The organism is Rhizomicrobium sp. (genome assembly GCA_037200385.1).
Taxonomy (GTDB): domain Bacteria; phylum Pseudomonadota; class Alphaproteobacteria; order Micropepsales; family Micropepsaceae; genus Rhizomicrobium.
The window spans coordinates 4,651,862-4,674,217 of record JBBCGL010000001.1 but is presented as its reverse complement, the minus strand read 5'-3'; the positions used below and the strand labels follow the sequence as shown (position 1 = coordinate 4,674,217).

19 protein-coding genes and 1 tRNA gene are annotated in these 22,356 nt (G+C 61.0%); 7 read left to right on the top strand and 13 right to left on the bottom strand.

Annotation, left to right across the window (positions count from 1 at the left end):
- Positions 1-19: 19 nt before the first annotated feature.
- Genes WDM91_22475 through WDM91_22465 form a run of 3 tightly spaced genes read right to left on the bottom strand, consistent with a single transcriptional unit; the run spans position 20 to position 2,168 of the window.
- On the bottom strand, positions 20-1,072 hold the full coding sequence (locus WDM91_22475) for a 3-oxoacyl-[acyl-carrier-protein] synthase III C-terminal domain-containing protein (protein ID MEI9997377.1): 1,053 nt from the start codon (positions 1,070-1,072) through the stop codon (positions 20-22).
- Between the two features lie 51 nt (positions 1,073-1,123).
- The gene (locus WDM91_22470) at positions 1,124-1,864 is read right to left on the bottom strand and encodes a phytanoyl-CoA dioxygenase family protein (protein MEI9997376.1); all 741 of its coding nucleotides are present in this window, start codon (positions 1,862-1,864) and stop codon (positions 1,124-1,126) included.
- Positions 1,865-1,874: 10 nt separating this feature from the next.
- A complete protein-coding gene (locus WDM91_22465; protein ID MEI9997375.1) occupies positions 1,875-2,168 on the bottom strand; it encodes a PqqD family peptide modification chaperone in 294 nt (97 codons plus the stop codon).
- Positions 2,169-2,237: 69 nt separating this feature from the next.
- Between WDM91_22465 and WDM91_22460 the strand changes: the two genes are divergently transcribed.
- Genes WDM91_22460 through WDM91_22445 form a run of 4 tightly spaced genes read left to right on the top strand, consistent with a single transcriptional unit; the run spans position 2,238 to position 5,785 of the window.
- Positions 2,238-3,422, top strand: coding sequence for a cupin domain-containing protein (locus WDM91_22460; protein MEI9997374.1), 1,185 nt, complete (start codon positions 2,238-2,240; stop codon positions 3,420-3,422).
- A 58-nt stretch (positions 3,423-3,480) separates the two neighbouring features.
- The gene (locus WDM91_22455; protein MEI9997373.1) at positions 3,481-3,795 is read left to right on the top strand and encodes a PqqD family protein; all 315 of its coding nucleotides are present in this window, start codon (positions 3,481-3,483) and stop codon (positions 3,793-3,795) included.
- 27 nt (positions 3,796-3,822) lie between these two features.
- Entirely contained in the window at positions 3,823-4,983 is a 1,161-nt protein-coding gene (locus WDM91_22450) for a radical SAM protein (GenBank protein MEI9997372.1), read from the top strand.
- Position 4,984: 1 nt separating this feature from the next.
- Positions 4,985-5,785, top strand: a complete 801-nt coding sequence (locus tag WDM91_22445; protein MEI9997371.1) for an SDR family oxidoreductase — start codon at positions 4,985-4,987, stop codon at positions 5,783-5,785.
- 914 nt (positions 5,786-6,699) lie between these two features.
- Here WDM91_22445 and WDM91_22440 read toward each other — a convergent pair.
- The 7 genes from WDM91_22440 to WDM91_22410 form a co-directional block, all read right to left on the bottom strand.
- Positions 6,700-7,614, bottom strand: a complete 915-nt coding sequence (locus WDM91_22440; GenBank protein ID MEI9997370.1) for an alpha/beta hydrolase — start codon at positions 7,612-7,614, stop codon at positions 6,700-6,702.
- A gap of 10 nt (positions 7,615-7,624) precedes the next feature.
- Entirely contained in the window at positions 7,625-9,424 is a 1,800-nt protein-coding gene (locus WDM91_22435) for an NAD(P)/FAD-dependent oxidoreductase (protein MEI9997369.1), read from the bottom strand.
- A 61-nt stretch (positions 9,425-9,485) separates the two neighbouring features.
- Positions 9,486-10,733: a TetR/AcrR family transcriptional regulator gene (locus WDM91_22430; GenBank protein MEI9997368.1), complete on the bottom strand. Its 1,248-nt coding sequence runs from the start codon at positions 10,731-10,733 to the stop codon at positions 9,486-9,488.
- Positions 10,734-10,815: 82 nt separating this feature from the next.
- The gene (locus tag WDM91_22425; protein MEI9997367.1) at positions 10,816-11,754 is read right to left on the bottom strand and encodes an Lrp/AsnC family transcriptional regulator; all 939 of its coding nucleotides are present in this window, start codon (positions 11,752-11,754) and stop codon (positions 10,816-10,818) included.
- Positions 11,755-11,839: 85 nt separating this feature from the next.
- On the bottom strand, positions 11,840-13,396 hold the full coding sequence (locus tag WDM91_22420; protein MEI9997366.1) for an AMP-binding protein: 1,557 nt from the start codon (positions 13,394-13,396) through the stop codon (positions 11,840-11,842).
- Between the two features lie 38 nt (positions 13,397-13,434).
- Entirely contained in the window at positions 13,435-14,583 is a 1,149-nt protein-coding gene (locus WDM91_22415; GenBank protein ID MEI9997365.1) for a thiolase family protein, read from the bottom strand.
- A 2-nt stretch (positions 14,584-14,585) separates the two neighbouring features.
- A complete protein-coding gene (locus WDM91_22410) occupies positions 14,586-14,933 on the bottom strand; it encodes a zinc ribbon domain-containing protein (protein MEI9997364.1) in 348 nt (115 codons plus the stop codon).
- A 305-nt stretch (positions 14,934-15,238) separates the two neighbouring features.
- On the opposite strand from WDM91_22410, the gene WDM91_22405 reads away from it, so the two are divergent.
- The 3 genes from WDM91_22405 to WDM91_22395 are packed head-to-tail and all read left to right on the top strand — an operon-like array spanning position 15,239 to position 17,987.
- On the top strand, positions 15,239-16,024 hold the full coding sequence (locus tag WDM91_22405) for an SDR family NAD(P)-dependent oxidoreductase (protein MEI9997363.1): 786 nt from the start codon (positions 15,239-15,241) through the stop codon (positions 16,022-16,024).
- A gap of 7 nt (positions 16,025-16,031) precedes the next feature.
- Positions 16,032-16,811, top strand: a complete 780-nt coding sequence (locus WDM91_22400) for a crotonase/enoyl-CoA hydratase family protein (GenBank protein ID MEI9997362.1) — start codon at positions 16,032-16,034, stop codon at positions 16,809-16,811.
- Positions 16,812-16,835: 24 nt separating this feature from the next.
- A complete protein-coding gene (locus tag WDM91_22395; GenBank protein ID MEI9997361.1) occupies positions 16,836-17,987 on the top strand; it encodes an acyl-CoA dehydrogenase family protein in 1,152 nt (383 codons plus the stop codon).
- On the opposite strand, the gene WDM91_22390 is transcribed toward WDM91_22395, so the two are convergent.
- The 3 genes from WDM91_22390 to WDM91_22380 form a co-directional block, all read right to left on the bottom strand.
- Positions 17,984-18,955, bottom strand: coding sequence for a nitronate monooxygenase family protein (locus WDM91_22390; GenBank protein MEI9997360.1), 972 nt, complete (start codon positions 18,953-18,955; stop codon positions 17,984-17,986). The two genes, WDM91_22395 and WDM91_22390, sit on opposite strands and share 4 nt — an antisense overlap.
- A 96-nt stretch (positions 18,956-19,051) precedes the next feature.
- A complete protein-coding gene (locus WDM91_22385) occupies positions 19,052-21,274 on the bottom strand; it encodes a TonB-dependent receptor (protein ID MEI9997359.1) in 2,223 nt (740 codons plus the stop codon).
- Positions 21,275-22,241: 967 nt separating this feature from the next.
- Positions 22,242-22,318 (bottom strand) — tRNA-His (locus WDM91_22380).
- Positions 22,319-22,356: the final 38 nt, after the last annotated feature.

The window sequence follows — 22,356 nt, the reverse complement described above, 5'->3', positions numbered from 1 at the left end:
GTCACCGGCGATCGCATCCTCAGTGTTGCTCCAGCAGCATCGCGCCATACGACATGCCGACGCCGACCGACGTCATGACGAGGTGTTTGTGGCGGCTCGCTTCTTCCCTGTGCTCGGCCCAGGTAACCGGTACCGAAGACGTCGACATGTTGCCGCGTGTGGGCAGCGAAATGCCGATCTGCCCTGCTGGAATTCCGGTATCGCCGAGCGCATTGAGCACGTTGATGCTCGCTTGGTGAGGAACCAGATAGACGGCATTGCAATCGAGGTCGTTGCGCTTGATCATCAGCCGCGTCGCCTCGCACATCGCCGTCGGCGCCGCCAGCGCGACCTGGTGAACACTGTGTACCAGACGGTATTCGTCGTCGATCGAGCTGAGATGCCGGATGTCCGGGCTCGCAGGCTTGGCCTCATAAAACGGCTTCGGAGGCGCCTTGCCGCCGATGATCGGCATGCAGATAAGCTCGGCGGGCTCGTTCGCGATCTTGGATTTCGTTGAAAGATGGCAGTCGGCGATGCGGTATGCGCTTGGCTTGTCGGTCACGATCATGGCGCCACCGGTGTCGCCGAATATGAAATGCTCGATGGGAAAGCGCGTCTGCGCCCACCACGCATTGATCGTCTCCGATGACGTCACCAGAACCGTGCGCGCCTGACCCAGCCGGATCATGTTCGACGCGACGTGGACGCCATGCAGGAACTCGGCGCAGCCGCCGATGAGGTCCAGCGTGTAGGCCTGCTCGATGCCGAGCCGCTTCAGCAAACGTGACGAGATCGGCGGCGCGATGTAGTCGAAGAAGGCCGAACAGGCAATCACAGCATCGAGATCGGACGCAGCCAGGCCAGCATCTTCCAGCGCCGCAAGCGACGCCGAATAGGCCAGGTCCTCTCCGGAAACGATCTGCCGCCCCCCATCGCGGTAATCGACGCAAATCGGCCGCTCGCGAACGCCAAGAAGGGCTTCATACCGCTTGCCCTTGGCGACAGGCAGACCGATCGCCTCGCAAATATCCGCGTTCGTATAGATGTTCGGCGGAATATAGGCGCCCAGACCGCTAATGTAGACCTGCATGTCCTTCTCCATCGCCGGCCGAAGCCCGGCTGCTACCTGCCAGCTACCCCGTCAGTGTTTCAGCGTGTCGGTGCGCAACGTGATGTCCATCGGCGTCCAGTTGTCTTGGGGCGCACCGTGTTTGCGCTGGTAGGCCGTCGTAGGCGCGGTCTTCCCGTTCAGCGAAACCCTTATGGCAGACGTCCTGTTGTCCGAGCTGCCATGTGCCAACAAGTAGTGCAGGAAGATCACCGTGCCCGCCGGACCATCCAGCGGGATTGGCGTGCCGTAATCCGGTCCGTCGGGCGCATCGGTATCGCCATCGGGCGCCGTGCCCGTCTTCCAGTAGTGCTCGAATATCTGCCGATGAGAGCCGGGAATGGCTGCGACGGCTCCGCCGCACGGATCCACATCGCTCGCGTAGACGAATGTCAGTAGATAGCGGCGCACCGGAAGCAATGTCGATTCGCCGACGCCGTCGATATGAAAGCCGTGCGGATTGAATTCCTTTGCCCCGAAGCGCGGGAAATTCAGCACGGGTACGTAGCTCGAACGCGGCACAAATCCGTCTCCGACCAGCTGACGCTTTATAGCGTCGATCTCTTCAGTGGCGACGATGCCCATATCCGCCTCAAGCTGGGGTACCGGCGCGATGACATCTTCTGGCCATGTCGTCGGATCGCTTGCATCCAACTGCAACGCCGCATCGATCCGCTCCCGGCACTTCTTTATGCGGGCCGCCCCGATCATCGCGGGAAAGCGGAGGAATCCTTGCTCGACGAATTGATCCTTGGCCGCCTTCGACAACAGCATTGTGCCGCTCTCACCTAGCCTTGAGGTCGGCGGTATCCGCGCCGGCCTCGATAACGAGCCCGTCATCGAGCATTTCTCCGACGACCGCTTTCGCATCATTGAGAAATTCCCGCCGGTCCCAGCCCTTTTGATCCGCAAGCCGGTCGCATAATGCAGCCAGACTCGTTGCCTCCTCTGAGAGACTTACGAACAGCAAGGCAGCCGTTTCGTTCATCGCAACCCCATTGTCGGTCACGACGCCCTTGAGGTGCGCCTTCCATTTAATGGCCGGATTGGCGCGATATCGTTTGGTCTCGTCCGTCATTGAGGTAAGTATGATTGACTCATCGATACTTTGCAATACTATGCAATACTTGAAACGCAGAATGACGACGTGATTGGGCAAGCCACCGTGTTGTTGGCGGACATGTGCATCGCGTCACGGCCAAAAATGCTGCACGTAACCTGCGAGACGCGAGAACATTCACAAAAGCCTGCAGGTCGCGGTCTGCGCGAACTCATCGGGGCCGGAAAATTCGCTGATTTCATGCAGGCGTGCTGGCCGGAAAAGCCTGCGCTGTTCGACTTTCCTTCCGCAACGCTGATGCGCCTGTTCGCCCTGGCCCGCTTTCGCACAGCGTATTCCGCGCTTCGGCAGGTGGACGGTCCGGTGATGGTCTATGGCGACATCCCTGTGGATCTCACCGACGGTATTTCCAACAAATTTTATACGACGCCGGATCGCGCGGACGCGTTCCTGTCTCGCGGCGCGACGGTTGAGATCGATCACTACGAGGTCGCGAGCAACGAGCTTCAGCGCTGGTTGGCGGCGTTCAAGCAGGATCTGGGACTGCCGGCCAGCGTGATGGGCAAGTGCGTCGTGTACGCTTCGTCGGCCTCGCAAGGCCTGGACATGCATTTCGACGCTTACGCGAACTTCGTCGTCCAGCTTTCGGGCAGCAAGACCTGGCGGTTGGCGCCAAACGAACGCGTGGTCGCGCCTCTCGAACACCACGACATGGACGAGCCGTTCCCGAGCGAAGAACTTCAAAGCTATTGGGCGCGCGGGGCCGCCCTGCCCGCCGCCGCGGATATCGAGACGGTGACGCTCGAGGCCGGGCAGATGCTTTTTGTACCGCGGGGGTATTGGCACGGGACGTCCGCGGGCCGCCATTCCCTCTCGCTGAACTTCACCTTCGGCCAGCCTGCGGCGCTGGATCTGGCGCTGTCCGCTTTGCGGCGCCGCTTGGCCGCCAGCAGCCATTGGCGCGCGCTGTTGTCGTGCGATCTGATCGTCGAAGAGTCGTCGACGCCGGCCGACCGCCAGTTGAGAGAAGCCGCGATTTGGCTGCAGCGCCTGCGGACGGAGATCGAGAAACTCTCGCCTTCGGATCTACTCGACGCATCGCGGTCCCTTGCCGACCCCTATTCGGAGGCAAACGCCCTGGTGCGGCAGCTCTCGCGCTATCGCGACACCGATGGCGATGCCGCGCGACCGCGGCGGCTGGCTGCCGGCGGCGAGAATTGGGACGACTACGACAAGTGCTTCGCGGAAGGCATGGAGTGGCTGGCACCGTGAGCTGTCGAAGCGAACACAAGCAATTCAGCAAGACAAGGATTCAGAAGGAGACGCAACCTTGACCACCGAGCTATCCGATGCGTTGCACGCCACGAACGAACTGTCTGCACGGCTGCAACCCGCGCCCAACCTGCAGTGGAAGAAGTTCAAGAGCAGCATTGTCATCGAACCCGGGCTGGTTCTCAACGACTCCGCGGCCTTTGCGTTTGGCCTGCTCGATGGCCAGACCGACCTGCAGCGGGTTTGCGAGCTTCTCGCCGCGGAATACCGCATTTCCGTGTCCGATGTGGTCGACGACGTGCTGGAACTGTCGCGCGAGCTTCTGAAGCACAAGATCGTCATCCGACAGCTCGAAGCCGAGCGGCACAACTGAACCCTGCCGGAAAGGACGGAAGCTCCCATGCTCAGAACGGCCGAACGCAAGGACTATTCGCATCTCGTCATGAACGGCCAGGGCGGGCTTAAGAGCGTCTGGCTGCAGATTACGGCGAAGTGCAATCAGCATTGCGCCTATTGCTACATGAATGCGAGCCGCGCGACCAACCAAAGGCTGTCCTTCAATGAGATCGACACGATATTCCGCAAGGCGAAGGGCTTGGGCGGACAAGTCATGCTGATCTCGGGGGGAGAGCCGACGATCGTCAAGGAATTGCCTGCGATCCTGCGCGCCTCCGCCGAGACGTACGGCTTCAAAACCTATCTCGTGACCAATGGGACGGGCATCACGGACCATCTCATCCGCGACCTGCGCGAGCTGGACGTCTACGTCCAGGTCAGCATGGATAGCGTCGACGATGAGGCATATGCCAAGGTGCGTGGCCTGCCTCTGCTGTCGCGTGTCAAGCGCAATGTCGAGAAGATGGTGGCGGAGAACATCGGCGTCGCGCTCTCGGTGCCGATCACGAACGTCGTCGACACCAGCGTGGTCGGCGTCCTGGACTGGGCGATCGAATGCGGCGTGCAGAATGTCCACGTCTCGACCAGCTACTCGCAGAGAACCGGAGTAACCGACGATCTCACGCGCCAAGGCGCGGCGAGCGTCCTGACCGAGCTCTATCGCTACGAGAAAGACCACTTCTACGAACTGAGCATCGACCTGATCGAGAACATGATCATCAATGCCGCGGGCAAGGGAGAGCCTTGCTCGACATACTGCGCCCCGATGTCCGGCCGCACGCTCGAGGTCGACGCCTATGGCCGGACCTTCTATTGCGGCGCCATCACCACCGTCCCCGAGATGGCACTTGGAAACATCCTCGAGGAGGACTTCGTCGACCGCTACTACGACCGCTCGTTCTCGTCCAAGCACCTGCTGCTGACGCCCGACAAGCTTTCCATCTGCAGCAGCTGTGAATATCGCGGGATATGCAAAGGCTCCTGCCGCTCCCAGGCTCTGACGTACACGGGTGACCTGTTCGGCCCGGTCAGCCATTGCGAGGACCTGAAGGTGTTGTACGCGGAGATGATGAGGGACTATCGCGCCGGCGAGCTCGACGAGCTCATCGCCTTTCTCGCCATGATCCATGGTCCGCAGCTGACCGCGCAGACCAAATGCTTTTGACATGACAGCCCGCGAGCCGGAGGGGCTTGAAGGTCGCGTCTTCGTGGTGACGGGCGGGACGCGCGGCATCGGGCGCGCGACGGCCGCCACCCTGCACGCCCAAGGCGCAAAGCTGGTGACGTGCAGCCGCAGACAGGCTGACGTCGACGAGCTCAATGCCGCCTTCGCATCGGACCGGCTGGCGGCGGTCGTGGCGGACGTCTCGCGACCCGCCGATGTGGAAGGCCTGTGCCGGTTCGCGATCGAGAAATTCGGCACGATCGACGGTCTCGTCAGCAACGCGGGCTCGGCCTGCGTCTCGTCCGCGCTCGAAGCACGCGAGGAGGAAATACTGTATCAGCTGCAGGCACGACTTCTTGCGACGTGGACGCTGGTGCGCGGCGCCTTGGTACAACTGAAGAAGTCTCGGCGATCGAGCATCGTCATCGTAGCCGGCGCAGCCGGCGTCGATCCCACGGCGATGCTCGCGATCCCCGGCGTCGTGAATGCCGGATTGTTGAACTTGTCGAGAACCCTGGCGGACGAGCTTGCCGAATATGGGGTGCGCGTAAACGTGGTCAACCCAGGAACGCTCGATACCCGCTTGGGCCAGGATGTCATCGACGCCTATGCCGAGAAGACCGGAATCGATCCGGAGGTCCTGCGCGACGAGATGACGAGCAATCTGCCGCTCGGCCGCCTGCCGGTCCCTCAGGACATTGCAAACGCGATTGTCTTCCTGCTGTCCGACAGGGCTGCGATGCTGACGGGCAATACGCTTACGCCGGATGGCGGGATCTTGATACGCCGGGCCCGCGGCTAACGTCCGCGTGCGGCAGGCTCGCGATACCATAGCAGTGCAGGCCGATCATGTCGTTCGAGCCGCCGCAATCGGCGCCATTCGCGCCGCCGCGTGGAGGTTCGGCGTTTTTCGGAATCGGAATGGTACAGGGGCACCGCCTCCGTCCAACTTTACTCACGATCGTCTTCAAAATAGGAGCAAGAGCACTCCCTTCACACGGGAGGGATCACAGGTTCAATCCCTGTCGCGCCCGCCATTTTCCAGGATTGCCGCGGATTTTCGAAATCGGCCGTTTATTCTATTCGGCACCGAACGGCGTACAAAAGCAGACTTCGGCACCGAAATCCGCGGAAAATCCGTAGAAAAGTTTGACCGCATAGATCACTATATGTTCTTGCTCATATCGAGCGCGAATACGGCCCGAATTCGACCCGAACTCGCTTGAAGTTCCGCTAGGTTGGCGCAGTGATTTCTCGCGTTCGACATTCCTCAAGTTCGGTGCCGACAATACATGCCGTCGCGTTGGCATGCGGTTCCATCGGCCAACCAATCTTCAACCGATGGCCCGCTGCCCCGCGGCGTTCGTGATCCGCTTTGTTTCGGCAACTGATTGCACGGGCTGCCACTATTTTGGCGGCAGGAGCACTCCGAAAACGAATCCGACCCATATTGCACGTCCGGCAAGATAGGCTTGAAGGGCTGTCAAATCGGCGCACACATTGTGACAGCTCGGATTTCTTCAGCAGCGGGACAGGACGTTGCAAGCGACACGATCCGATTGGAACCCAGTCCGGACTCCTACGCCGCACTCGCCGAACTTCTCAAGCTTGAATCCGCGCGCAAACTTCCGTCTCTCCATGACTCACGTCCGGTTCCACAAAACACCCAAGTCGGTGCCTTCGAAACTGCGGACCGGCCAGGAAGGCGTTACGGGCTTACGCCGCCGGATTGATACTGCCGGGCAATCCACTGTCCAGCTTCAAGAATGGCGCCACGGCCGCCGAGGACAAATCGCTATGAAATAGTGGCCATGCATGGACCATATCCCGCCAGACGCTGAGATAAACGGAACCTCCCACGAGCCCCGCCTTTCGGGCGAATCCCACTGCATCGCTTAATAGAATTTCGTCTGTCCCAGTGTGGAGATAGATCGGTGGCAAACCGTGCAACGATGCGTTGAGCGGAGAGATATAGGGATCCCCGGGAGATCCGCCTCCACCACAATAGGCAAGCGCACATTGCTCAAGCGCCTCTCTGGTCAACATCGGATCGTGCGTTGCGCGGGCGCCGTAAGAATCGCCGCTTAAGATCATATCCAACCAAGGGCTGAGCAAATAAGCTCCAGCGGGCAACGGCAACGCAAGCTCTCGCAATTTCAGGAGCAAGGCCGCCGTCAGGTTGCCGCCCGCGGATTCCCCAGCCACGACAACTCTGCTCGGAGCAAACCCTTCGTGGAGAGCGGGGCGATAATCGCGAACCGCATCTTCGAGCCCACATGGGTAGGGACATTCCGGCGCCAAGCGATAGTGCATATTCAGGGCGATCGACCGGCTCGCTTCGGCCAGACGCGCGACGAAATGGCGGTGAATTCGCAGGCTTCCAAATATATGACCGCCGCCGTAATGATAGATAAGAAGATGCTCTTTGTTCGCATTGTGCGGCGTCAATCGTTCCGCATGCCCGCCGTCGAATTCGACGACGTCCACATTGCAATCGACCGGAAGCGGAATCGCACCATGCTCGTCGTCGAACAATCGGCGTTGTTGCTCAAGCGTCGGGGGATTTTCCCGACCGTTCGCCGCGCGTTCCCGCCATGCGCGCTTGAAGGTGTCGATCTCCGCCGCGCCCATCCTTGCCCCCTCAAGCGCCAAGCTGTTCCAGGCCTTCGAGGTCGCCCTTGTCTCGCCAGGCTTCGAGCAGGGGGACGAACACCAGCGGGCCGGCGGGATAAAAGCTGCCGAGCACCGATTTATCGGACGGCTGACCCTCGTTGTTGTAGTAGCCCGGCGTACACGCCTGGTCGAACTTCTTGCGCTCGTTTCGAAACGTCAGGATGTGGTCGACCCATGCGCGCTCCGCGTCTTGGCTGGGCTCCACGGCCGAAATCTGGCGTTCAAGACACGTCTTAATTATCCAGGCCAGGTGCCTGCTGCTTTCGTTCAGCATGTGGGTGAAGTTCGGCGTGTTCGCGGTCTGGGCGTTGCCGAGGACGAAACAATTGGGGAAATAGCGAATGAAGTATCCGTGAAGGGTGGACACGCCATCCTTCCACTTCTCGCTCAGGGTCAGTCCGCCGCGGCCGTATATCTGATAGCCGTTGCGGATGGAGAAATCGGTCTGGAATTCGAATCCCGTCGCATAGATCAGACAGTCAACGGGAAATTCCCGGCCATTCGCTACGATTCCGGACGGCGTCACGCGGTCGACGCCTCGCCCGTCGGTATCGACCAGCGTCACATTTTGCCGATTGAATGTTTCGAGGTACGAGTCGTGAAAACACGGCCTCTTGCACATGATGTTGTAATAGGGCTTCAACGCCGCGGCGGTGGCTTTGTCGTTGACGGCCCGGTCGATCCGGTCCCGGATCTGCTCCATCTTGCGGAAGTCGGCGAGTTGCCGGCGCTCGGCATCGTCCGGCAGCGATGCGAGTTCGACGCCGATTCCACGCAGGATTTCGGTCCATCCATCGGAAACGAGATCTTCATCGGCCGTACCGCCCGACACCAGCGTGTTGAAGTTGTCCATTCTCCGTTGCTGCCAGCCGGGCTGGAGCGCGCCGGCCCATTGCGGATCCGTGGGCCGATTGTTGCGCGCATCGACAACGGAGGGCGTTCGCTGAAACACGTAAAGATGCCGCGCGCCCTTGGCGAGATGGGGAATGCATTGTATGGCCGTCGCCCCGGTGCCGATGATGGCGACGCGCTTGTCGGCCAGGTTGCTCAGGCCGCCCTCGGGACCGCCGCCCGTATAGTCGTAGTCCCATCGGCTGGTATGAAACGCGTGCCCGCTGAAGGTCTCGATGCCGGCAATACCCGGCAATTTCGGCTTGTTGAGGGGACCGGTCGACATGCACACATATCGCGCCGCAATCGTGTCGTTTCGATCGGTGTCCGCGATCCAGCGTTGCCTCCGGTCGTTCCAGCGCAGCTCCCGGATTTCGGTCTGGAATAGGGTTTTCTCGTATAAATCGTATTTGCGGCCGATGGCCTGCGCATGCGCCAGGATTTCCGGCCCCTTCGCGTACTTCTCGACGGGAATATAGTTCAGCTCTTCCAGCAGCGGGATATAGACATAGGATTCGATATCGCATGCGGCGCCGGGATATCGGTTCCAATACCAGGTCCCGCCGAAGTCGCCGGCCTTCTCGACGATCAGGATATCAGTTATGCCCGCCTCCCGCAGGCGCGCGGCCTGGAGAAGGCCGCCAAATCCTCCGCCGACGATCAGAACGTCGGGATTGGAAACGACGGGATCGCGGGCGAACCCCGGAGGGACGTAAGGATCCTCGTCGTAGCGCGCGAACGCGCCCTGCACATGTCGATATTGATCGGTGCCGTCGCGCCGCAACCGCTTGGCCCGCTCCGCATCATACCGTCCTTGCAGCGCTTCGGCGTCGAAGCCCGGCGGTTCCTCTGGTCTTCCCACGCTGCCGATCCGCATTTTACATTTCGGTGCATATAATCTCCGGATTGAAACATCGCTGTCAAGGCCGGCTCGGCCCCTAGACCGGCCGCAGGCCGATCCGAACGAGGGTGGCGATTTCCCTTGGAACAAGACTTCGGTCGGACTGCCCGATGGTGTCGAACCATTTGGGGAGCCATTGAAAGACGCCCGGGTGCATGGCCAGAACGGCGCGGGCATTCACGCGGCGAATGCTCTTTTCCCGGTACCCTGCCTCGAAGACCCGAAGGTAGTCGGCCATGAGGCGCCCGGACGACGCCTGCATCCTTTTGCGTATTGTCGACGGAAGCGCTTCGAAACCGGCCAAAGGCGCAAGTGGGGCCACGTCCTCGCGCAGGCTGGCCTCCGATAGAGCATGGGTGCTCGCGGACAGCGCGTCGATTCTCGGCCCCTCATATGCGACCGTTCGTCGGGCAATCTCCTCGTAGAAGCCGAAGGAACGCGTATAGCATTGGGCGACGAGTGCGGCCTTGTCGCCGACATTGTGATAGACGACCTTCTTTGTCACGCCCACGCGCGCAGCGATTTCGTCCAGCGATGTCGCATCGACCCCCTTGAGATTGAAAAGCCAGGACGCAGCGGTGAGCAACGCCTCACGACGCGCGGCTGCCATCGCCCGGTCGTCGAAAACACTTTGGCTTAACATCGCGCCGCTCGACAGAACCATGGGTCGATAATCGATCGACGCAGCGCGATCCGCGGCTACGCCATCGCGCAACAGAAGCTTTGTCCCTTCTACAAGCTCCTTGCGTGTCAGCGCATCGTTCGTGCGCCAGCGCCGCGACATCGGAAGCCAGGAGATCAGGCCGATGATCACTTCGGCGACGATATGGCGGGAACAGGGCCGCAGCGAGCCGGCATCGATGCCCTTTTTCAATATGTCCGCGATGTTCGCCATGATGGCGGCATAGAGGCCGAGAATCGTGCTTCTTTGTTCGGGATGGAGATAGGCGGTTTCGCTGAGGGCCGCGAATTCCGGCTGCCGCGCGCCAAGCAGCGCGTCGATGAAGGCATCGATGATCGCCAGGGGATCGGTTCGATTGCGGGCGGCCTCGTTCAACCGCTGCGCCATGAGCTCGCACGATCGGCGATAGCACTGGAAGGCGAGATCCTGTTGATCTTCGAAATAATAGTACAGAGCGGCGCGGGAAACATCGAGCCGCTTTGCGATTTCCGGCAGGGATGCGTGGGAAATTCCCAGGCTGTTTAGGATCTTGGTCGACTCTTCCAGAACGCGAGCCCGCCTGTTCGCGCGCGCGCTCTGTCCGCTTTCGACCGGCTTTTCCAATTCGTCGCTCCTTCGGCGTGCGGTTCGGAGCATCAGCGGCTTGGTGAACCGCCGGGCGCGAAAGTCATGTTCGCCGACCCGCTCATTCGTCCACGATGTAGATGAGGTCGGCCCGATGCTTCTTCACTTCGGCGATGTTGCGAATGGTGATCTCGGTGAGCCCGGGCGTTGTTTCCAGTCGGCTCTTCACGATCGCGACGAAGTGGGCGAAATCTCTGGCGCCGGCAAGGACGAAGATACTGTGCCGGCCGCTGACCGTGCAGACTATCCCCAAATCGTCGATTTTTCCGAGATGCGACAGCGCTCGCTCCAGGCTCGCCGCGGCAACTTGAAGATATCCGAACGCGGCCATGTTCAGTCCCAGCTTTCCGGGATCGCAGACCGCGCCTATTCGAATGACCCGCCCATGCAGCATCCGGTTTACACGCTCGCGCACGGTGCTCGCAGGCACATCGAGGGTCCGTGCAATTTCTCGATTGCTTACGCGGCCGTCGATTTGAAGTTGGCGAACGATCTGATCGTCGAGCTTGTCGCCGACTTCGGACACGCCCGTCGGTCCCAGATCCAGCGCCGCGTAGTCCGACCGGAACATGATGGTCTTCAATGCCAGATTGACTTCCAGGCGATCGACACCCTCCACGAGGCCGACTTCGTTTTGCAGCAATGCCAATATCGCCGTGTTCTCCTCGACGAATGCCATCAGGTGGATTTCCGGGCTGCCGACGCAAACCTGAACGGTCGTGATGCGGTCGAATTTGGCGAGGTCTTTGGCGACCTCGTCGATCTCCCGCCCTCTTACCCAAACGTGCATGAAGCAGGTTTGCCTGTTGCGCAGTCGCTTGACGTTGACCTGCGCCATCACGCGCATCACCCCCGCCTCGTTCAGGGCGCGTATGCGCGATGCTATCGTCGGTTCGGCCAAGCTCAGGCTCTCGGCGATCTCCTTTGTGGGGCGCCGGCCGTCCTCGCGAAGCTCGCGGATGATTTTGAGATCTATTTTATCGGGTTTGCCCGCTTCCAAGACACGTCCCCGAATCGGTGAATCGACATTCTAAGAAGCACCCTATCGGTATTTCGTCAAATTGCGGTCCGGTCATCGTCCGAAATCAGATCCGACGCTCCCGTCCGGCCCAATAAGGCTCCCGCAAGACGTTCTTCGTCACCTTTCCCGTCGCATTTCGCGGCAATTCGTCGATGAACCGGACACTCTTGGGGACCTTGTATCCGGCAAGGGTCTTGCGGCAATGCGCAATCAACGATTCCGGGTCGTGTTCCGCAAGCGGCTTCATCTCACACACGGCAAGGACCTGTTCGCCCATGTCCGGGTCTGGAATCCCGATAACGGCGGCCTCCAGAATACCCGGATGCGTATGCAGCGCTGCCTCGATTTCGGCGGGATAAACGTTCGTACCCCCGACAATGATCATGTCCTTGAGCCGATCGGTCACGTAGAGATAGCCGCGGTCGTCCAACCGGCCGACGTCGCCCGTCCGGAAATATCCATCCGGCGTCAAATCATCCGGTCCCAGCGGCGCCCGATTGAGATAACGGTCGATCATCAACGGCGTCCGTACACATATTTCGCCCGCCTCGCCTGGCGGCAAGGTTTCGCCGTCGGGCCCGATTATCTTTACGTCGACATAGGGCATGGGCTTTCCACTGGAATCCGGGGCTTCGTCCCAATGCTCCGGGAGCATGTAGCTGATCATTTGGGTTTCGCTCATCCCATAGCCTTCGAAAATCAGGCATTGCGGACCAAAGAACTCCTTTGCCCAGCGCTTCAGGCTCGCAGGAACGGCGGCAGCGCCGATATTTGCCGTGCGCATGGAGGAGCGATCGAAGCGATCCCGAATTTCGCTGGGAAGCGCGGCCAGGCGATGGAGCATGGTTGGAACGGCCATCCAGTTCGTGATCGCGTGGCGATCTATGAGCCGAAGCGCGGATTCGGCGTCGAATTTCGGCAGAATGACTACGGCTCCGCCCGCTCGCAGGCAAAACAAGGCCGAGTTCGGGCCGGCGCCGTGGTGCATCGGCAGGCAGAGCAGAAACCGCGAATGCTCCGAGACCGGTATGATGCTGGCCATGTAGTCGCGGTATTGCTGCACATTTTTGCGCGTCGCCAGAAGCGCGGGGTCGAGAGCGACACCCTTGGGCCGGCCGGTCGTGCCGGAGGTATAGAGAATGAGCGGCGCGGGCGCGGGCGCGACCATCGGAGTCGGCGCAACCGTGTCGGCGATGATGTCCGCGTAGTTTGGCGCGCCCGAATCGAGCCGGGCGAACGTCAATATCGCGTCGATGCCGCTTGCCCGGGCGACCTCCATGACAGGCCCGGGTGTCGGATCGTCGATGACCAGCGCGCGGGCGCCGCTATCCTCCAAAATATAGCGTGTCTCTTCGATGGTGGACCGATTGTTCACGCCGACAAGCGCGGCGCCGATCTTGCTCGCGGCCAGTTGCACGACGAACCATTCGTGGCGAATAGCCATGCGTGCCGCGATCCGGTCGCCGGGGCGCAATCCCATCTTCTGGAAGCCGGCCGCAAGCCGGTTGGCGCGATCGTTCCACGCCTTCCAGCTGATGCGGGCATCGCCCTCGAAGAAGGCGACGGCATCCGGTTTCGCCTGCGCAAAGCTCTCTGCGCTGCCTTTGTACGGACTGTTCATGGCATCGTCTCTTTTCATCGGCCCCGGCGGGGCAATTGCTAATCGCTACGCAAGATGTGGACGAGGCAAACGGCGCCCACGCCGACCATGTGGGCAAGGCCCGTTCGCGCTCCCGGGTGTTGGCGACGATCGGCTTCGCCCCGGAGTTGGCGGGTGATCTCGGCGATTTGCCCGAGACCGGTCGGGCCGAGAGGGTGACCCATGGCAAGCAATCCGCCCGACGGACTGACCGCGACGCGGCCGCCAATGTTGAAATCGCCGCGCTTCAATGCTTGGGGCGCGCCGCCGCGTTCGCACAGGCCCATGCGCTCGACATAGAGAAGCTCTTCGACCGTGAACGCATCGTGAAGCTCGACAATGTCGAGATCCTCCGGACCGATCCCCGCTTCCCGATAGGCTTGATCGATCGTCTCCTCGGTGAGAGCGGCGTCGAATCCCGATGCCGGCTCATAAACCCGCTCCGAGCGGGAAGTTGAGCTTATCACCCGCGGCGACCGGCGCGGATCGACGCCAAATTTGCGAATCGCGTCTTGCGAGGCCACGATGACGGCCGAGGCTCCTTCGCCCACCGGGCAACATTGGAGCGGCGTCAGAAAGCCGGCGACGGGCTCGGCGCTTAGAATTTCATCGAGCGTTCGCGCTTGCTGGCGGTGGGCATAGGGGTTGAGAGCCCCGTTTCCGAGATTTTTCACGGCGACGCGCGCGAAGTCCTCCGGAGTCGCCCCGGATTCGGCCCCGTACGTCCTCGCAAGAAGCGCGAAATGCGTGAACGCCGCGACGCGATCATGCTCCAAATTGTCCAATCCGTTCCGCGACGATCCCAAGGTGAAGGGCGCGGGCTTGTCGACACCCAGCGCAAGCGTCACGTCGCTGATCCCGGAAGCGACTTCGAGCACCGCATTGCGGAAGGCCGTCGAGCCGGATGCCGAAGCGTTCTCGACCTGTTGCATCGGGATGCCCGTCGCACCCAGATGCCGCAACATGACCCGGGTCGGGGACATCCCAAGCAGACAATTGGCATGAAAGGCGGACTCGACCGCCGACCATTCCAGCCCCGCATCGGCGAGCGCCGCGCGCACCGCGGCAAGTCCCAGGACAACGTAAGGCGTGTCCGACAGCTTCTGATAGCGATGGTTGCCAACACCGACCACATAGACCGGGCGGAGGTTCGAGAGAGATCTAACCATCGTCAGTCCCTCGCAAGCCGAAAACGCAGTTCCGACGCGCGCTCGCCGGTGGGCGCCGTCAGCGATCCGCGCATCTCCGCCCCGATGTACAACCCCGATTCACCGCGCTGGTCCAACGTGCAACGAAGGAGCGGTCCGCTTTGCAGGCGTATTTCGCCGATCACGAAGGGCGCCTCGATTTCACCGCCCTGATAGCGGTGTACCTCGGCAAATGAGATCAGCACGCCGACAGCCTCAAGCTCTTGAGGCGCCAACATTTCCCCGTACGCGCCGCACATTTCGCAGCCATAGATCTGCCGGGGAAAGCCAGTGTGACCGCATTTCCGGCACTGCTGCCCGAACAGCAACACGCGACCGTCCGTCGACGCTCCATACAGCGTGGGATGTCTGACCCGATTACCCCGATCCATCGCGCCCTTCTTTAACGTTTGCGCATAAATATTCGCATATCTTCACGCGATACGAAAGTGAAATGGCATATTTTTAAACTTTTGGCTGGACAGCCCCGCCGGCAATCGTCAAAAGTTCGCCGGCGCCTGCGATGCGGATGGGCGGGGGGATTTGGGGCGGAACCGTTCAGCGGCGCGGATCGCAGAGTCCGGGAAGAACGGGAACCGCAGGGATTTCGAGAATTGCCAGCGACCAAGAGGGAAAAATGGACATTCTGAATTTGTCTGGAAAGACCGCCCTTGTGACGGGGGCAGGCCAAGGCGTGGGGCGCCAGACAGTGTTTCTCCTGGCGGCCTACGGCGCCAAGGTTGTGGTCAACGATTATTTTGCCGAGCGGGCCCAGGCGGTCGCGGACGACATCAATCGCGAACATCCCGGTTCGGCAATTGCCCTGGCCGCCGATGTGTCGGATTTCGCCTCGGTGCAGGCAATGGCCGATCGGGCCAGGAGCCTGGCGGGGCCGGTCGGCGTGCTGGTGAACAACGCCGGGAATGCAGGTGCCACGGCCTCGGGCGTCTCCGGCAAACCCTTTTGGGAGCAGGATCCGTCGGAATGGAACGCGTGGATTTCGGTCAACTTTTATGGGGTGCTGAACTGCTGCCGCGCGTTTCTCCCCGGCATGATCGAGGCGGGCGCCGGTTCGATCGTCAATGTGATTTCGGACGCGGGGCGTGTCGGCGAGCCCAACATCGAGGTCTATAGCGGCGCCAAGGCCGGCGCCGCCGGGTTCACGCGCGGAATCGCGCGCAGCGTCGGGCGTTTCAAGGTGCGCGCCAATTGCGTCGCAATTTCCGCCACGCGCACGCCGGCAACCGAGAACGCGCTCGCAAATCCGGAATACGCAAAAAGGGCATTGTCGAAATATGTGCTCCGCCGCTTCGGAGAGCCGAGCGATGTCGCCAACATGGTTTTGTTCCTAGCGTCCGAAGCCTCGTCCTGGGTCACCGGTCAGACCTATCCGGTGAACGGCGGCTATGACATGGCGATGTGAGACGGCGATGTCCGAGACTTCAAAAACGATCCGGGTCGAAAAGGACGGCAATATCGTCGTCATCACGATCGATCGCGTGTCCGCCCGCAATTCCTTCGATCTCGCCACCGCGCAGCAAATGGAAGCGGCGCTGGACAGTCTCGACCAGGACGATTCCGCTTTTGTCGGCATCGTGAGCGGCGCGGGCGGTTTCTTTTGCGCCGGCCAGGATCTGAAAGCCGCCGCGCGCGGCGAGGGTGCCTTGACGGAGCGGCGCGGCGGTTTCGGGATCATGGCCAAGCCGTCGTCGAAACCACTGATAGCCGCCGTGGAAGGTCCGGCGCTGGCGGGCGGATTCGAACTGGCTCTCAGCTGCGATCTCATCGTCGCCGCGCGAAACGCCACATTCGGCTTGCCCGAAGTCCGGCGCAGTCTGGTCGCGCTGGGGGGCGGCATTCTGCGGCTGCCGCGACGAATACCCTACCACCTTGCGATGGAGATGATTCTCCTGGGCGATCCGGTTCCCGCCGAAGCGATGAAGGCGCATGGCGTCGTCAACCGCATTTCCGAACCCGGCGAGGCGCTTGCCACGGCGCTCGCTCTCGCGCGGGCGATGGCCGCCAACGGCCCGCTCGCCTTGAAGGCATCCAAGGAGATCGCATTTCGCGCCCAATCGGAGGCCTGGACCGAAGAGCACGGCTGGCGGGAACAGATGCGGATTGCGGGCCCGGTTCTTGCGTCGGAAGACTTCAAGGAAGGCCTGGCGGCATTCGCCGAGAAACGCGCCCCGGTCTGGCGCGGGCGATGAAAACCGATTGTCGGAGTTTTGCTGATGGACTTTGAATTCGAAGCCGAAGAACAACTGATCATCGACAATTTCTGCCGCTTCCTGGAAAGGGAAATTCGGCCTTACGCCAAGGAACTGCGCGACCGTGCGCCGTCGATGGCGGAAGCGAAAGATTTCTTCCAGCGCCTGACGCATTTCGGCATCGGCGGGATGTATGTGCCCGTCGAAGACGGCGGCCATGGCTTCTCCAATCGCCTGAACGGCCGGATGATCGAGGAGATCTGCCGCATAGACGGCGGCCTGGGCGGAATGGTGAGCTTGCAGGACGGCTCCATCGGCAGCTTTGCGCGCATGGCCCCGCAACATCTGAAAGACCGGTACCTGCCCGACCTGATGGCCGGCAAGCGGACCTTGTGCACCGGGATCACCGAGCCCGGCGTCGGTTCGAATCCCCGCAATGTCGTAACCCGCGCAACGCCGACCGGAAGCGGGACGTTGCGGGTGATCGGCGAGAAGACCTGGATTTCAAACGCCGATATCGCCGATCTCGCCATCGTCGTGTGCAAAACCAGCGACGATCCGAAAGCCCCGCTCAGCCAGATACTGCTCGACCGGTACGAGCACGGTTTCGAAACCACCAATCTCAAGAAGCTCGGCCTGAATACGTGGCCCACCGGCCAGGTCATGATCGACTGCGAAGTGCCGGAAGCAAATGTGATCGGCGTCGAAGGCGCGGGCCTGGCGCAGACGTTGCGCATGTTCGAGCGGGCACGCTGCTTTGTGGGCGTGGTCAGCCTGGGTATTGCGCGGGCCGCCCTTGAAGCAGCCATCGACTACGCACGGACGCGCAGGCAATGGGGCAAGGCAATCGCCGGCCACCAATCGATACAGATCAAACTGGCGGAGGCCGCGACGGAACTCGATGCGGCGCGGCTGCTCGTCTATCGCGGGCTCGCCCTCGTGGACCGGGGCGCGCGGTGCGACACCCAGACCTCGATGGCAAAGCTGTTCGCGACCGAAGCCGGCGTCCGGATTACGCATCGCTGTCTTGAGGTCTTCGGCGCCAATGGATTGAGTCCGGAGTTTCCGGTCGAAAAGCTTTTCCGCGACGCGCGTGTGATGACGGTGCCGGACGGGACCTCCGACATTCAGCGGCTGTTGATCGGCCGCAATCTGACCGGCGTTTCCGCCTTTTAACCGTCCGCCAGGGGGCGGCGAGCCGTCAGACCGGCAATCGCGCGCGTTGCATCGTCGTATTCGCGCGCGAAGCGTCCTATCAGCGCCGCGGTGCTTGTGATCCGGTCGATGGCTCCGATGCCCTGCCCCGCTCCCCAGATATCCTTCCAGATTTTCGCTTCAGGGTTCGGCTTCCCAAGACCCAGCCGCTCTTCAAGATCGCCTAGGTTATCCGGATCGAGACCGGCACGAAGAATGGACGGCCGCAGATAGTTGCCGGCAATGCCCGAAAGACGGTCGGTGTAGATCACGTCGGCCGCGGTGCTGCTTACCACCATGGCCTTGTAGGCCTCGTCGGCACTTGCCTCGTGCGTCGCGATGAACGGAGAACCGATATAGCCGCAATCGGCCCCGAGGACGCGCGCGCACAGCAGGGAACGGCCGTTGGAGATCGCCCCGGCAAGCGCCAGCGGTCCGTCATACCAGGTACGAATCTCCTGGATGAGCGCGAACGGGCTTTGCGTACCGCCGTGTCCGCCCGCTCCGGCCGCGACCGCTACGATGCCGTCGGCCCCCCGCTCCACCGCCTTGCGGGCGTGTTGATCGTGAATGATGTCGTGCAGGACGAGGCCGCCATAGCCGTGGATCGCCGAATTGATCTCGCTTCGCGCCCCCAACGAGGTGATGACCACCGGGACCTCGTGCTTCGCGCACATGTTCAGTCCCTCGTCCAGCCGCCTGTTGGAGCCATGGACGATCAGGTTCACCGCAAAGGGAATGCTGCCGCAGTTCTCGCCGATCGCATGCAGCCAATCGTCCAACTGCGTGGCCGATCGGGCATTGAGGGCCGGAAATGAGCCAAGCACGCCGGCTTTGCATTGTGCGATGACAAGGTCGGGTCCCGACACCAGAAACATCGGCGCTGCCATGATGGGAAGCCGCAGCTGATCGAACAGCTTATCGCGCACGGACCGGCTATCGACGTTCATTCGGGAATTCCCGCTTGGCAATGGAGCGCTTCATGCGAAAAAAGCCGGACCGCGCTCTCGAGAGGCGCGGTCCGGACGGGGGGCACGTTGATTACCTTAGAAGGTGTAAGACGCGGTCACTCCGTAAGTGCGCGGAGGCGCGAACTGGCCCTCCATGGACTGCGTGACGTCTTCGGTGAACTCACCGGTAAGAACGGTCTCGTTGGAGACGTTGCGAACATACGCCCTCACGGCGAAATTCGAATTTTCGGGGATGAACGTGGCGTAGAGGTTGCCCAACGTATATGCCGATTGCGTGTCGCTCGGCAGATTGAACGGTCGGAAGTAGACGTCGCTGGAGTGATAGACTTCGCCCCGCAGGACGAGGTCGCCAAGTCCGGACAGCGCCCAGTCGTATTGCGCCCCGAAGTTCAATGTGAATTTCGGCGCGCGATTCAAACGCTTGCCGGTCAGAACCTCACATAAATCGGTGGGAAGGGGGGCGTTGGCGCAGGGAATCGTACCCGATCCCGGATTGAGGGGATCGAAGTTGTCGTAATCGCCGTATTTGGCCTCCGGTATCAAAGACGCGTTTGCGTCGAACGACAGCGCACTGGTTGGCTTCCAGGTGCTTTCCAATTCGACACCGCCGATCGTCGCGGAGGCGGCGTTCACGATTTGATAGCTGACACCGAAGATCTGCGCGATCTGAAGATTGCTGTAGTCGTAGTAGAAGGCAGCCGCATTGAACGTCAATGTGTCGTCGAATGCCGTGGTCTTGTATCCGATCTCATAGGCGGTGATGGTCTCCGGCTTGAAGATCGCGTCGCTGGCGCCGGAACAGGCGGCAGGATTGAACCCACCGGCTTTAAAGCCCTGTTGCCATTGGGCGTATATCTGTCCGCCATCGGAAAAATGATACTGCACTCCGGCTTTGCCGGAGATGTTGTTGAACGTGGCGCGATCGGTGTCGTCGGAGCAGCCCAGGACCAGGCCGGGTACCACCTGCAAACCGCTTGTCAGCAATATGCTTCGCCGATCTTCGCTCCATCGCGCGCCGCCGTATAGATCCACGGCGTCCGTCAGTTTGAGGGTGAGATCGGTGAACAGCGCCTTCGAGGTCGTGGTCTGCGTGAAGATTTGCTCCGTCTGGGAACCGTTCGGGAGCGGTGCGCCGTCGACGAAAACGAATCCCTGGGCGGCGTTGTTCCATGGAAACTCTTGATCGAAGTCGCCCTTGTCCTGATCGTAGAAGGCGCCCAACAGGCCGCTCAGCCGCTTGTTGAACAGCGAGAATTTGAGATCGAATTCCTGCTGAAACGATTTCGACTTGTCGATGCGATTGGCGCTGCAGGTCGGGGTGGCGGTTGCTTCGCAATCGCCGTGCTGGCGCGTGAAGTTCAGATAGACATAGGCGGTGCTGGATCGCAGCGCGATGTCCGGCGAGATCACCCAATTTGCTTCGAGCTGGGCGCCTTCGTCCAATTGATGGGCCGCCGGTTCGAAATCGAAATAAAATTTGCGGGGATCGAAGGAAATGGGATGATTCAAAAAATCGGGATTTGAGGCGATGGCCGCGGCGCTGGGGGGCGTCGTATTGGTCCAGAAGTCCAGCGTATCGTAGTCGTTGAACCAGAATCCGGAAAGATCGACCGTGAGGTCGCTCGTCGGTTCGTATCGAAGGGCGCCGCGCGCGCCCGATTCGCTGTAGCCGCCCAGGCGATTCCCCGTGGCGAGATTTTCGGCATATCCCGTTTCGCGGGCGTCGTGCATCACATAAAGCCGCCCTTGGAGATTGTCCGTGAGCGGACCGGAAACGGCGCTTTCCACCCGCCAGGTGTTGTAGTTGCCGTACCCGGCGTTTATGTAGCCGCCGAACGTATCCGTCGGTTGAGCCGGGGCGAAATTGATGGCGCCGCCGGTCGCGTTGCGTCCATAGAGCGTACCCTGCGGACCGCGCAGGACTTCGACGGAGCCGACGTCCATCAGGAGGAAGTCCATCGGAGCGGCTTGCGAGAGATAGACGCCGTTGTTGTGGATCGCGACCGACCCTTCCAGCCCGCCGATGATGGCGTCCATGCTCACGCCGCGAATTGCGACGAGCGTCGTCCCGCCTGCGGCGCCGATGTCCAAGCTCGGCACTTTCTCGCTTATTTGGGCGACATTCGTGATTTGATCGTTGCGAAGCTGGTCGCCACTTAGGGCCGTGATCGCCGCAGGCGCGTTTTCCACCGACACATCGCGCTTCAGTGCGGTAACGACCACCGTCTCGATTGAGCCCTGGGTCTGGTCCTGAGCCTGTGCGGCTTGTGGAATGGCCGAAAGCAACACAGCGCCCACCAGCAACCCATTCGGGAAAAGCCGAGGCTGTCCACCTAGCGTCATACTGAATCCTCCCCTTCGCACGGTCGTCGCCACTTGGCCCGCCTGCGCATTGTTGTGTTGGTGTCTTTTGTTATTCCCATTATGATCTAAAAGATCAATCAAATTCCACGCAAAACATCTCGATTTGACGAATATATGTTGCTAATGCGCAACTACCCGCAGCCAAGCCACAGGGTGCATCGGATTCCCGGCAAAAAGGCTTGCTTTTCATGCCAGCGAGAACGGATCCGAAAAAACGAATGATTGGCTGACGGGCGGGGCTAAGCCGCTGAAAGCAAATGCGCTCGTCTCCAATGACGACGACCATCTCCGCAACCACGCCTCACTATTCGACGGCAAGGGCTGGCGGCTGTCGCCGCTTTTGGGGCTCCGCGCCCCGTCCCGTTGCACCACCGAGCCAGCAAGGCTCAAATGAAGGTCAGGCTCTACTTCCAGCTGGATGAAAGATGGGGCTCAGGTCACTTCCAGCATCGGCTCCCAGAGAAGTGACGTTCCTAAAACCATAATTCCCAGTTATCTGAAATTCTTTCCCTGTTATCGCGTCGCGCGTTCCCTGTTATCACCAGCGCGATTCCCGACCCAGAAATCGCGCAAAGGCCCGTGGAATCGATGCCTTCAGACCCGTAAGCACGCGAAGCGTGCGCTCAACTAAGAATCTTCCTTGTTTTTATCCCTGATATCTTCGTTTTGCGCGGGAGCAGGGTTCGTCGATCAGACCGCCGGGCACGAACTTCCAACCTCCAGTTCGGGCCGAAGTGGAGGTCTCCGATCTGGAGATGGAGACTGGCGGCCGGACGGCGCCAAAATTCCCTGATCTTTGAGTCTCCGTCGCGGGGCCGGAGACCGGACTTGCGCCCAATGCCGCCGCAACCGACGCTATTCGCATAGGCGCGTGGAGGTTCGGAGTTTTGGGGAAATGGAATGGTACAGTTGGGTGGGCTCGAACCACCGACCTCCGGATCCACAATCCGGCGCTCTAACCAACTGAGCTACAACTGCATATCGGCGAAGGGCGGGAAACTATGGCCCTGTCCCTG